This window comes from Kitasatospora sp. NPDC091257 (genome assembly GCF_044757675.1).
Lineage (GTDB): Bacteria > Actinomycetota > Actinomycetes > Streptomycetales > Streptomycetaceae > Kitasatospora > Kitasatospora lactacystinica.
The window spans coordinates 1-12,189 of sequence record NZ_JBIVVI010000116.1 but is presented as its reverse complement, the minus strand read 5'-3'; the positions used below and the strand labels follow the sequence as shown (position 1 = coordinate 12,189).

10 protein-coding genes are annotated in these 12,189 nt (G+C 71.4%); 8 read left to right on the top strand and 2 right to left on the bottom strand.

The genetic code is table 11. The annotated features are described in order from the left end of the window. The 8 genes from ACIQOV_RS08180 to ACIQOV_RS08145 form a co-directional block, all read left to right on the top strand. A partial coding sequence (locus ACIQOV_RS08180; protein WP_401046247.1) for a methylmalonyl-CoA mutase occupies positions 1–1,468 on the top strand: 1,468 nt, incomplete at its 5' end. A gap of 212 nt (positions 1,469–1,680) precedes the next feature. Further along, entirely contained in the window at positions 1,681–2,934 is a 1,254-nt protein-coding gene (locus ACIQOV_RS08175) for an amidohydrolase (RefSeq protein ID WP_401046246.1), read from the top strand. Between the two features lie 252 nt (positions 2,935–3,186). Then, positions 3,187–4,245, top strand: coding sequence for a BMP family protein (locus ACIQOV_RS08170; RefSeq protein WP_401046243.1), 1,059 nt, complete (start codon positions 3,187–3,189; stop codon positions 4,243–4,245). Positions 4,246–4,537: 292 nt separating this feature from the next. Continuing rightward, complete coding sequence (locus tag ACIQOV_RS08165; protein WP_401046241.1) at positions 4,538–6,118, top strand: ABC transporter ATP-binding protein; 1,581 nt, start codon at positions 4,538–4,540, stop codon at positions 6,116–6,118. A 3-nt stretch (positions 6,119–6,121) separates the two neighbouring features. Continuing rightward, a complete protein-coding gene (locus tag ACIQOV_RS08160) occupies positions 6,122–7,282 on the top strand; it encodes an ABC transporter permease (protein WP_401046238.1) in 1,161 nt (386 codons plus the stop codon). After that, positions 7,279–8,544, top strand: coding sequence for an ABC transporter permease (locus ACIQOV_RS08155; protein WP_401046235.1), 1,266 nt, complete (start codon positions 7,279–7,281; stop codon positions 8,542–8,544). Before ACIQOV_RS08160 ends, ACIQOV_RS08155 begins: the two co-directional genes overlap by 4 nt. Then, entirely contained in the window at positions 8,541–8,951 is a 411-nt protein-coding gene (locus ACIQOV_RS08150) for a cytidine deaminase (RefSeq protein WP_401046232.1), read from the top strand. The genes ACIQOV_RS08155 and ACIQOV_RS08150 overlap by 4 nt, the downstream gene beginning before the upstream one ends. A gap of 114 nt (positions 8,952–9,065) precedes the next feature. Continuing rightward, a complete protein-coding gene (locus ACIQOV_RS08145; protein WP_401046230.1) occupies positions 9,066–10,343 on the top strand; it encodes a thymidine phosphorylase in 1,278 nt (425 codons plus the stop codon). Between the two features lie 30 nt (positions 10,344–10,373). On the opposite strand, the gene ACIQOV_RS08140 is transcribed toward ACIQOV_RS08145, so the two are convergent. Together ACIQOV_RS08140 and ACIQOV_RS08135 are read right to left on the bottom strand one after the other, a co-directional pair. Next, positions 10,374–10,928: a Uma2 family endonuclease gene (locus ACIQOV_RS08140; RefSeq protein WP_401046227.1), complete on the bottom strand. Its 555-nt coding sequence runs from the start codon at positions 10,926–10,928 to the stop codon at positions 10,374–10,376. A 26-nt stretch (positions 10,929–10,954) separates the two neighbouring features. Then, positions 10,955–12,189 (bottom strand): MFS transporter (locus ACIQOV_RS08135; protein ID WP_401046224.1); only part of this gene is annotated, 1,235 nt, incomplete at its 5' end.

Here is a 12,189-nt window from a genome sequence, read left to right as displayed (position 1 = left end):
CCGGGGTGTCTATCCGACGATGTACACGGGCCGCCCCTGGACGATGCGCCAGTACGCGGGCTTCGGCACCGCCGCCGAGTCCAACGCCCGCTACCGGCAGCTGATCGCGGGCGGCGGCACCGGCCTCTCGGTCGCCTTCGACCTGCCCACCCAGATGGGCTACGACTCGGACGCGCCGCTCGCCGCCGGGGAGGTCGGCAAGGTGGGCGTCGCCGTGGACGGCGTCGAGGACATGGCGGTGCTGTTCGACGGCATCCCGCTCGGCGGGGTGTCCACCTCGATGACCATCAACGCGCCCGCCGCCCTGCTCCTGCTCCTCTACCAACTGGTCGGCGAGGCGCAGGGGGTGGCGCCGGCGGCGCTCACCGGCACGGTCCAGAACGACGTGCTGAAGGAGTACATCGCCCGCGGCACCTACATCTTCCCGCCGCAGCCCTCGCTGCGGCTGGTCGCCGACGTGTTCCGGTACTGCCGGGCCGAGATCCCGCGCTGGAACACCATCTCCATCTCCGGGTACCACATGGCCGAGGCCGGGGCCGACCCCGCGCAGGAGATCGCCTTCACGCTGGCCAACGGCATCGCCTACGTCCGCACCGCGATCGCCGCCGGGATGGCCGTGGACGACTTCGCCCCCCGGCTCTCGTTCTTCTTCGTGGCCCGCACGACGCTGCTGGAGGAAGTGGCCAAGTTCCGTGCGGCACGCAGGATTTGGGCCACAATCATGCGCGACGTGTTCGGCGCCCGGAACCCGCGCTCGCAGATGCTGCGCTTCCACACCCAGACCGCCGGAGTGCAGCTCACGGCCCAGCAGCCCGAGGTCAACCTGGCCCGGGTCACCGTGCAGGCGCTCGCCGCGGTGCTCGGCGGCACCCAGTCGCTGCACACGAACAGCTACGACGAGGCGATCGCGCTGCCCACCGAGAAGGCCGCCCGGCTCGCCCTGCGCACCCAGCAGGTGCTCGCGTACGAGACCGACGTGACCGCCACCGTCGACCCGTTCGCCGGCTCCTACGCCGTCGAGTCGCTCACCGACGAGGTGGAGGCCGCCGCGCGGTCGCTGATGGACCGGATCGAGGAGCAGGGCGGCGCGGTGGCCGCGATCGAACGGGGCTACCAGAAGGGCGAGATCGAGCGCACCGCCTACCGGCTCCAGCGGGAGACCGACTCCGGGGAGCGGACGGTGGTCGGGGTCAACCGCTTCCGGTCGGACACGGAGGAGCCCTACCAGCCGCTGCGGGTGGACCCGGCGATCGAGGAGCGGCAGGCGCGGCGGCTGGCCCGGCTGCGGGCCGAGCGCTCCGCCGGCGCCGTCACCCGGGGGCTGGACGCGCTGCGCCGCACCGCCGAGGGGACGGGGAACGTGCTGTACCCGATGAAGGAGGCGCTGGCCGCCCGGGCCACCGTCGGCGAGGTGTGCGACGCGCTGCGCGGAGTGTGGGGGACGTACTCCCCGGTGGAGCGTTTCTGACGTCCTGCTGAACGGCCGTCAACCCGCCGGTGTCGTCGGGGAAGTGGCGGCCGTGACCGTCGGCCGGGGTGGTCGTTGCACAGGGCACGCAACCCGGGGAAGGCGGCTGAAACAAGATGTCATACCCACGTGTCCGGCCGGTATGCACCCATCCGGGGACTAGTTTTCCGGAAGTCGGGCCAAATCCCCCCAACAGGCCTACGATTGGCGAGATGAACCGTCCTGAGCCCGCTCAGCCGGGCACCACTCTCGCCGTCCCACGCCCCGCCGCCGATCTGCGCGACCGGGTCCGGGAGCTGGAGCCCGAGCTGGTCGCCTTCCGTCGTGATCTGCACCGGCACCCGGAGCTGGGCCGCCAGGAGTTCCGAACCACCGGGCTGCTGCGCGACCGGCTGGCGGCCGCCGGGCTCGAACCCCGGGTGCTGCCCGGCGGCACCGGCATGCTCGTCGACATCGTCCCGCCCGGCACCGCCCCGGGGACGGAGTTCCTGGCCTTCCGCGCCGACATCGACGCGCTGCCGATCGACGACGCCAAGACCGACGTGCCGTACCGCTCCACCGTCCCCGGCCGGGCCCACGCCTGCGGCCACGACGTGCACACCTCGGTGGTGCTCGGCACCGGCCTGGTGCTGGCCGAGGCCGCCCGCGCCGGCGAGCTGCGCCGCCCCGTCAGGCTGGTGTTCCAGCCCGCCGAGGAGGTCATGCCGGGCGGCGCGCTGGACGTCATCAAGGCCGGCGGGATGGCGGGTGTCGGGCGGATCTTCGCGGTGCACTGCGACCCGAAGGTGGAGGTCGGCCGGATCGCCCTGCGGGTCGGGGCGATCACCTCGGCCTGCGACCGCCTGGTGCTGCACCTGGACGGCCCCGGCGGGCACACCGCCCGTCCGCACCTGACCACGGACCTGGTCACCGCGGTCGCCAGGACGGCCGCCGACCTCCCGGGGGCGCTGGCCCGCCGGATGGACCCGCGCTGGGGCGTCAGCCTGGTCTGGGGGCGGATCGCCTCCGGCTCCGCGCCCAACGTCATCCCGCAGCACGCCGAGCTGGAGGGCACCGTCCGCTGCCTGGAGCTGGACGGCTGGCGGGAGGCGCCGGACCTGCTGCACGAGCTGATCGCCAAGCTGTCCGAGACCCACCGGGCCAAGTGGACGCTGGACTACCACCGCGGGGTGCCGCCGGTGGTGAACGAGGCGGTCTCGGTCGCCCTGCTGGACGGGGCGATGCACGCCCGCTTCGGCGGGGACGGCGCCGTGGTGGTGGAGGGCACCGAGCAGAGCCTGGGCGGCGAGGACTTCTCCTGGTACCTGGAGCACGCCCCGGGCGCGCTGGCCCGGCTCGGCGTCCGCGCCCCCGGCGACGCCACGGTCCGGGACCTGCACCAGGGCCGGTTCGACGTGGACGAGCGGGCGATCGGCATCGGCGTGGAACTGTTCTCGGCGCTGGCCCTGGAGGCGGACGGCAGCTGACGGCAGGTCCGGGGGCGGTGCGGCCGGACCGAAGCGGAACGGCCGGATCCGGGGTCCCGTCGGGGTTACGTAAACTGACCGAACCGACCTCGGATCACCGTCCGCGCGGGGGACAGAGCCCCGGGGAGAACATCAGACCACGGTTTGATAACAACCCGTATGCTCCGGCACCCCGTAACACAACCGTGTTCTACGCGCGTTACGGTGGCGTCCGACCACGCCAAACGGTTGCGTGTAGAAGGAGATATCCCCTTGCGCCGTTCAATGAAGCTCGCCGCGGTTGTGCTCTCGGGTTCCCTGGGCATGGCCTCGCTCGCCGCTTGCGGCGCAAAGAGCACCGACTCCTCCTCCTCCGGCTCGGGCGACGGTTCGCTCAAGGTCGGCCTGGCCTACGACATCGGCGGCCGCGGCGACCAGTCGTTCAACGACTCCGCCGCCCGTGGTCTCGACAAGGCCAAGTCCGAGCTGGGCGTCTCCGTGACCGAGGCCGAGGCCAAGCAGGGCGAGGCCGAGGCCGACAAGGAGACCCGTCTCAAGAACCTGATCGACGCGGGTTACAAGACGATCATCGCGGTCGGCTTCGTCTACCAGCCGGCGATCAACAAGATCGCCAAGGACAACCCGACGGTCAAGTTCGCGATCATCGACTCGAACGACAAGGACCAGCCGGCCAACGTCACCTCGCTGCTCTTCGCCGAGCAGGAGGGCTCGTACCTGGCCGGTGTCGCCGCCGCGAACAAGTCGAAGGCCAAGCACGTCGGCTTCATCGGCGGTGTGCAGTCCGAGCTGATCAAGAAGTTCGAGGCCGGTTACACGGCGGGTGTGAAGTCCGTCGACCCGAGCATCACGGTCGAGACCACCTACCTGACCACCCCGCCGGACTTCACCGGCTTCGCCTCGCCCGACAAGGGCAAGGAGGCCGCCCAGGGTCAGCTCGACAAGGGCGCGGACATCATCTACACCGCCGCCGGCTCCTCCGGCAACGGCGCCATCGAGGCCGTCGCCAACAAGCAGGGCGCCCTGGCCATCGGTGTCGACTCCGACCAGGCCAGCCAGCCGGCCCTGGCGAAGTACAAGAGCAGCATCCTGACCTCGATGGTCAAGAACGTCGACACCGCGGTGTTCTCGTACATCCAGTCGGTCAAGCAGGGCCAGAGCCCGACCGGCGTCAAGCTGTTCGACCTGAAGGCCGAGGGCGTCTCGCTCGCCACCACCGGCGGCAAGATCGACGACATCCAGGACAAGCTGAAGCTCGCCGCCGACGCGATCAAGTCCGGCGCCACCACCATTCCGACCGCGCCGGTCAAGTAAGCACCGCGCGTCCCGGACGCCGCAGCGCCCGCCGCCTGCCCGGCAGGGCGACGCATCCACACAGTTCACGGGAGGGGCCCGGCAGGGTGCGCTCAACGCGTACCCCCGGGCCCCGTTCCGTCTCCCCGTTCCCCCTTGGCCCTCCGAGCGCAACGACGCGCCTCCAGACCACCAGGAGACCGCCATCACCGCATCCGACCCCGTCCCCCTGCGCAAGGACGGCACCCCCAGCGCGGGGACGGCGACACCGGCCGTCGAACTGCGCGGCATCACCAAGCGCTTCCCGGGTGTCGTGGCCAACCACGACATCAACCTCACCGTCCGCACCGGGACCGTGCACGCCCTGATGGGTGAGAACGGCGCCGGCAAGTCGACGCTGATGAAGATCCTCTACGGCATGCAGAAGCCGGACGAGGGCACCATCGCGATCAACGGCGAGCCGTGCGAGTTCAACACCCCCGGCGACGCCATCTCCCGCGGCGTCGGCATGGTGCACCAGCACTTCATGCTCGCCGACAACCTCACGGTGTGGGAGAACGTCGTCCTCGGCGGCGAGAAGCTCCACGGCATCGGCGCCAGGGCGAAGGCGAAGATCAAGGAGATCTCCGACCAGTACGGCCTGGGCGTGCGCCCGGACGCCCTGGTCGAGGACCTCGGCGTCGCCGACCGCCAGCGCGTCGAGATCCTCAAGGTGCTGTACCGCGGCGCCAAGATCCTGATCCTCGACGAACCCACGGCCGTGCTCGTCCCGCAGGAGGTCGACGCGCTGTTCGACAACCTGCGCGAGCTCAAGTCCGAGGGCGTCACCGTCATCTTCATCTCGCACAAGCTGCACGAGGTGCTCGCGGTGGCCGACGCGATCAGCGTCATCCGGCGCGGCACCACGGTCGGCGACGCCGACCCGAAGGCCGTCACCGCCCGGCAGCTCGCCGAGCTGATGGTCGGCGCCGAGCTGCCCTCCCCGGAGAGCCGCGAGTCGACCGTCACCGACGCCGTGATGCTCGACGTCGAGGGCCTGCGGATCGCCAAGACCGACGCCGAGGGCATCGAGCGCGTCGTCCTCGACGACATCTCGCTGCGCATCCACAAGGGCGAGATCCTCGGCATCGCCGGTGTCGAGGGCAACGGCCAGGCCGAGCTGGTCGAGGCCGTCATGGGGATGCTGCCGCTGAACGCCGGCACCGTCACCCTGGACGGCAAGGACCTCTCCGGCAGCCTGACCCGGGCCCGCCGCGAGGCCGGCATCGGCTACATCCCCGAGGACCGCCACAAGCACGGCCTGCTGCTGGAGGCCCCGCTCTGGGAGAACCGCATCCTCGGGCACGTCACCGAGGCGCCCAACTCCAAGGGCGTGCTGCTCGACCCGGCCGCCGCCCGCACGGACACCTGGCGGATCGTCGAGGAGTACGACGTCCGCACCCCCGGCATCGAGGTCACCGCGGCCTCGCTCTCCGGCGGCAACCAGCAGAAGCTGATCATCGGCCGCGAGATGAGCCACCAGCCCAAGCTGCTGATCGCCGCCCACCCCACCCGCGGTGTGGACGTCGGCGCGCAGGCGCAGATCTGGGAGCACATCCGGGTCGCCCAGCGGGCCGGCCTGGCCGTCCTGCTGATCTCCGCCGACCTGGACGAGCTGATCGGCCTGTCCGACACCATCCGGGTCATCTACCGCGGCCGCCTGGTCGCCGACGCCGACCCGGCCACCGTCACCGCCGAGGACCTCGGCACCGCGATGACCGGTGCCGCCAGGGGCCACCTGGAGTCCGAGCCGGAGGCCGTCGCCGAGGCGCAGGCCGTCGCGGCCGAGGGCACCGAGGCCGAGGCCGGGCACCAGCCCACCGACACCGCCGACGACCCGCAGGCGGGGGAGTAACCCATGACCAGTCCCAACCCCGCCGCCGCGAAGCCCGGCCTGGCCCAGCGGTTCAGCGGTGAGCGGATCGTGCTCGCGCTGGCGGCGCCGGTGCTCGCGGTCCTGCTCTCCATCGCGATCTGCTCCGTCCTGCTGGCGACTTCGGGCAAGAACCCGTTCGACGCCTGGAACGTGATGATCACGTACGCCGGCAAGTCGGACGGCCAGGTGGGCATCCTCAACCGGTCCACCACCTACTACCTGGCCGCCGCGGCCGCCGCGTTCGGGTTCCGGATGAACCTGTTCAACATCGGCGTCGAGGGCCAGTACAAGGTCGCGGCGCTGTTCGCGGCCTTCGTCGGCGCCAAGGTGGACCTGCCGGCCTTCATCCAGATCCCGCTGCTGCTGGTCACGGCCATGCTGGTCGGCGGTCTGTACGCGAGCATCGCCGGTCTGCTGAAGGTCTACCGCGGCGTCAGCGAGGTCATCTCGACCATCATGCTGAACTCGATCGCGACCGCGATCATCGGTCTGCTGCTCGTCCCCGGCATCTTCGCGCCGAAGACCAGCGGCACCACCAACTCGATCCAGACCGAGCCGATCTCGCAGTCCAGCCACTTCTTCTCGCTGGAGACGGCCGGCGGAACGCTCTGGGGCTTCATCTTCGTCGCCGCCCTGGTCGGAGTGGTCTTCCAGGTCGTGCTGACCCGCACCCGCTTCGGCTTCGACCTGCGTGCCACCGGCCGCTCGGAGTCCGCGGCGACCGCCTCCGGCGTGAACGTCAAGCGCATGGTGATCATCTCGATGGTGGTCTCCGGAGCCATCGCCGGTCTGATCGGCCTGCCGGAACTCCTGCAGAACTCGTACTACTTCGGCCAGAGCTTCCAGCCCGGTCTGGGCTTCCTGGGCATCTCGATCGCCCTGCTCGGCCGGAACAGCCCGATCGGCATGGCCTTCGCGGCACTGCTGTTCGCCTTCCTGGACGTCACCGGCTCGGTGCTGCCGCTCCAGGGCGGGTTCCCGTTCGAGATCGTCGACGTCATGAAGGGCACCATCGTCATCTGCGTCGTCGTCGCGTACGAGCTGGTGCGCCGCTACGGCCTGAAGCGTCAGCAGCAGAAGGTCGGCGCCCAGCTCGCCGCCCAGGCTGCCGCGAACAGTGAGAAGAAGGAGGTGTCCGCATGAGCACGGCAACGGCTGCCCGTCCGAAGGCGTCGGGCGCACCCGCGAAGAAGCGCAAGCTGTCCTGGCCGGTCGTCCTGCTCCTGATCGCGGGCGCCCTGGTGCTGTTCTCCGCCGTGGGCCTGGCCACCGGCAACCACTCGCTGACCTCCTCCGGGCAGGTCACCGCCGCGCTCGGCGCCGCCGTGCCGATCGGCATGGCCGGTCTGGGCGGTCTCTGGTCCGAGCGGGCCGGTGTGGTCAACATCGGTCTCGAAGGCATGATGGTCGCCGGCACCTTCTGCGGCGCCTGGGCGGGCTACCTGGTCAACCCGTGGGTCGGCCTGCTGGCCGGCATGCTGGGCGGGGCGGTCGGCGGCCTGCTGCACGCGGTCGTCACGGTCACCTTCGGCGTCGACCACATCGTCTCCGGCGTCGGCATCAACCTGCTGATCCCCGGCATCTGCGCGTACGTCAACCGGATCTACTACAAGGACTACGTCTCGGTCGGTGCCGGCCAGAACCAGTCCCCGCCGGCCGACCCGCTGCCGTACATCACCGTCCCGGGCCTGTCCTCCGGGCTGAAGAGCATCGAGAGCCACCACTGGTTCTTCGTCTCGGACGTCGCGGGCGTGCTCGGCGGCCTGGTCACCAACATCTCGGTGGTCGTGCTGCTGGCCGGCGCGCTGATCGTGGTCAGCTACTTCGTGCTCTGGCGCACGGTGTTCGGCCTGCGGCTGCGCTCCTGCGGTGAGAACCCCACCGCCGCCGAGTCGCTGGGCGTCAACGTCTACAAGTACAAGTACCTCGCGGTCATCGCCTCCGGCGCCTTCGCCGGCCTCGGCGGGGCGTACCTCTCGCTGGTCGCGGCGCACTTCTACAAGGACGGCCAGACCCTCGGCCGCGGCTTCATCGGCCTCGCCGCGATGATCTTCGGGAACTGGATGCCCGGTGGCCTCGCCATGGGCGCCGGTCTGTTCGGTTTCACCGACAGCCTCCAGCTGCGCGACCCGGAGTCGGTGCACGTGCTGATCCTGATCGTCGGCATCGCGATGATCCTGTTCGCGCTCTGGCAGCTGTACCGCCGCAAGTACACCGCGACGGTGGTCTCCCTCGTGGTGGCCGGCGGCCTGATCGCCTGGTACTCGCTGACCGACGAGGTGCAGCGCCCGCTGATCGTCGCCACGCCGTACCTGATCACCCTGGTGGTGCTCTCGCTGGCCTCGCAGCGCCTGCGGATGCCCAAGGCGGACGGCCAGATCTACCGCAAGGGCCAGGGCAAGTGACCGCCCCCGCGCCTGCGGCGCCGCCCGCGATCGACTGGGAGCTGCTGCGCACGGCGGCGCGCGAGGCCATGGGCCGCGCGTACGCGCCGTACAGCAGGTTCCCGGTCGGCGCGGCCGCCCTGGTGGACGACGGCAGGGTGGTCACCGGCTGCAACGTCGAGAACGCCTCGTACGGGCTCGGGCTGTGCGCCGAGTGCGGGCTGGTGTCCGCGCTGCACTCCTCCGGCGGCGGCCGGCTGGTCGCCTTCACCTGCGTGGACGGCGCCGGTGAGCTGCTGATGCCGTGCGGGCGCTGCCGCCAACTGCTGTACGAGCACGGCGGGCCGGGGCTGCTGGTCGAACTGGCCTCGGGCGTGAAGCCGATGAGCGAGGTCCTGCCCGACGCGTTCGGGCCGGAGCGGCTCTAAGGGCCCGGTTGGCCCTAGCCGCAGCAATTGTTACGCGCGTAGAGTGTCGCGAGTGGGCCGGAACCCGGTCATCTCGCGACACTCTTCGCTTTTGAAACCCCTCTTGGAGCACGCATGGACGCCATCTCCGTCATCAGGACCAAGCGCGATCGCGGAGAGCTGAGCGACGCTCAGATCGACTGGGTCATCGACGCCTACACCCGCGGTGAGGTCGCCGACGAGCAGATGTCCGCGCTGGCGATGGCGATCCTGCTGAACGGGATGAAGCCGCGCGAGATCAGCCGCTGGACCGACGCCATGATCCGCTCCGGCGTCCGGATGGACTTCTCCTCGCTGCCGCTGCCCACCAGCGACAAGCACTCCACCGGCGGCGTCGGCGACAAGATCACCCTGCCGCTCGCCCCGCTGGTCGCCGCCTGCGGCGCCGCCGTCCCGCAGCTGTCCGGCCGCGGCCTCGGCCACACCGGCGGCACCCTGGACAAGCTGGAGTCCATCCCCGGCTGGCGCGCCCTGCTCTCCAACGAGGAGATGATGGACGTGCTGGGCTCCGCCGGCGCGGTGATCTGCGCGGCGGGCGACGGCCTCGCGCCGGCCGACAAGAAGCTGTACGCGCTGCGCGACGTCACCGGCACCGTCGAGGCCATCCCGCTGATCGCCTCCTCGATCATGTCGAAGAAGATCGCCGAGGGCACCGGCGCGCTGGTCCTGGACGTCAAGGTCGGCTCCGGCGCGTTCATGAAGAACCTGGACGACGCCCGCGAACTCGCCCGCACCATGGTCGGCCTGGGCACCACCGCCGGCGTCAACACCGTCGCGCTGCTCACCGACATGTCCACCCCGCTCGGCCTCACCGCGGGCAACGCGCTGGAGGTCCGGGAGTCCCTGGAGGTGCTCGCGGGCGGCGGCCCGGCCGACGTCGTCGAGCTGACCCTCGCGCTCGCCCGCGAGATGCTCGCCGCGGCCGGCGTGCAGGGCAAGGACCCGGCGGACGCGCTGCGCGACGGCTCCGCGATGGACCACTGGCGCCGCATGATCGCCGCCCAGGGCGGCGACGTCGACGCCCCGCTCCCGGTCGCCCGCGAGCAGCACGTCATCCCGGCGCCCGCCTCCGGCGTGCTCACCGCCCTGGACGCCTACGCGATCGGCGTCTGCGCCTGGCGCCTGGGCGCCGGCCGCGCCCGCAAGGAGGACCCGGTCCAGGCCGGCGCCGGCGTCGAGATGCACGCCAAGCCCGGCGACACCGTGGTGGCCGGCCAGCCCCTGCTGACCCTGCACACCGACACCCCGGAGCGCTTCGACTACGCCGTCGAGGCCCTGGCCGGCGGCGTCGAGGTCGCCCCGGCGGGCACCGCCTTCACCCCGAACCCGATCGTCCTCGACCGCATCGCCTGAGGGTCCTGAGGTCTGCTCACGTACGCCGGATCAGGCGTACGTGAGCAGACCGCTGGTGTCGAGCGTCCAGGGACCGACGGCGATCCTGTCGCCGAAGACGAACTTCTCCCGGGCCTCGTAGCCGGGTTCCGAGTGCACGATGCCCGTGCCCGTGCGGGGATCGACGAGCAGGTAGAACGGAATCCCCATGGCCGAGTAGTCGCGGACCTTGTCGTGGTAGTCGTTCTCGGGGTTCGACTTGGAGACGACTTCCACGACGAGCAGCACCTCGTGCGGGAGGACCGCCCGCTGCTCGCCCTCCAGGGTCGCCTCGGGGAACACCATCAGGTCCGGGTTGCGCAGTCGGCCGAGCCCCGCGTCCTGGAGATCCGCGCCGTGATACGCGATGTGACCGGGGTGGGTGGCCGACAACTGGGCGTTGATCTGTCGGGAGAGGCGCAGCACGGCGAGTTCGTGACGCTTCACGGGCGACATCATCATGACGATCTGGCCGTCGGCGATCTCGATCTTCCCTATCCCCGGCACCTTCGGCAGCTGATCCGCGATCTCGAGCAGCCTGGCGTACACAGCAGGATCGATGCTCATGTTCCGGAGTGTATCCGCGGCGGCTGTCAAGCGTTCGCGACCGTTCGGCGGGCCGCGTGGGCCCGGTGGGTGGCGTAGAGGGTGACGGCGGCGGCCAGGGCCATGGCGGCGAGCCCGACGGTGGCGGCGCCGGGCCAGCCGGTGGCGTGGTAGGCGTCGGCGCCGAGGGTGCCGCCGAGGCTGTTGCCGAGGTAGTAGGCGATCAGGTAGAGGGCGGAGGCCTGGGCGCGGCCCTCGGTGGCGGTGCGGCCGACCGAGGAGGAGGCGGTGGCGTGGCCGGCGAAGAAGCCGGCGGTGATCAGGACCAGGCCGAGCAGGGCGCAGACCAGGGACTCGGCGAGGGAGAGCAGCAGGCCGGCCGCGGTCACGCCGATGGAGACGTAGAGGGCGCCGCGCCGGCCGAGGCGGCCGGAGAGCCGGCCGGCGGCGGCGGAGGTGCCGGCGCCGACCAGGTAGACCACGAAGATCGAGGCGGCGATCGACTCCGGCAGGTGGAACGGCGCGGAGATCAGCCGGTAGCCGACGGTGTTGTAGACCGCCCCGAACACGGCCATGAACAGCATCCCGAGCGCGTACAGCCGCACCAGCAGCGGGTTGCGCAGGTGCCGTCCGACGGTCCGGGCGAGCGCGCGGGCGTCCACCGGGGCGGGGGTGAAGTGCCGGGCCGCGGGGATCAGCAGCCGGAAGGCGAGCGTGGCGAGCAGGGCGAGGACGGCGGAGGCGGCGAGGCCCCAGCGCCAGCCGAGTCCGGCGGCGGTCCAGCCGGAGAGCAGCCGGCCGCCCATCCCGCCGATGCTGTTGCCGGCCACGTACAGGCCCATCGCGGAGGGCAGCGCACTGGGGTGGACCTCCTCGGCGAGGTAGGCCATGGCGGTGGCGGGGAGCCCGGCGAGGGCGGCGCCCTGGAGGACCCGCAGGGTGACGAGGGCGGTGAGGTCCGGCGCGAAGGGCAGGGCGAGCGCGAGGGCGGAGGCGGCGAGGGTGGAGGCCGTCATCACCGCGGTGCGGCCGTACGTGTCGGAGAGCGCGCTGGCCGGGAGCAGCCCGAGGGCGAGGCCGAGGGTGGCGGCGGAGGCCGTCCAGCTGGCCTGGCCGGGGGTGAGGTCGAGGTCGGCCGAGAGGATCGGCAGCAGGCCCTGGGTGGAGTACAGCAGGACGAAGGTCGCGACCCCGGCGGCGAACAGGGCGAGGTTGGCGCGGCGGAAGCCGCGCTGGCCGGGGCGGTGGCGGTCGTCCGTGGTGGCGGTGGGATCGGAAGAGC

What these genes read in the sequence shown, in the direction of transcription:
- ACIQOV_RS08175 (WP_401046246.1), top strand. Translation starts at nt 1,681, where the DNA reads ATGAACCGTCCTGAGCCCGCTCAGCCGGGCACCACTCTCGCCGTCCCA.
- ACIQOV_RS08160 (WP_401046238.1), top strand. Translation starts at nt 6,122, where the DNA reads ATGACCAGTCCCAACCCCGCCGCCGCGAAGCCCGGCCTGGCCCAGCGG.
- ACIQOV_RS08155 (WP_401046235.1), top strand. Translation starts at nt 7,279, where the DNA reads ATGAGCACGGCAACGGCTGCCCGTCCGAAGGCGTCGGGCGCACCCGCG.
- ACIQOV_RS08145 (WP_401046230.1), top strand. Translation starts at nt 9,066, where the DNA reads ATGGACGCCATCTCCGTCATCAGGACCAAGCGCGATCGCGGAGAGCTG.
- ACIQOV_RS08140 (WP_401046227.1), bottom strand. Translation starts at nt 10,928, where the DNA reads ATGAGCATCGATCCTGCTGTGTACGCCAGGCTGCTCGAGATCGCGGAT.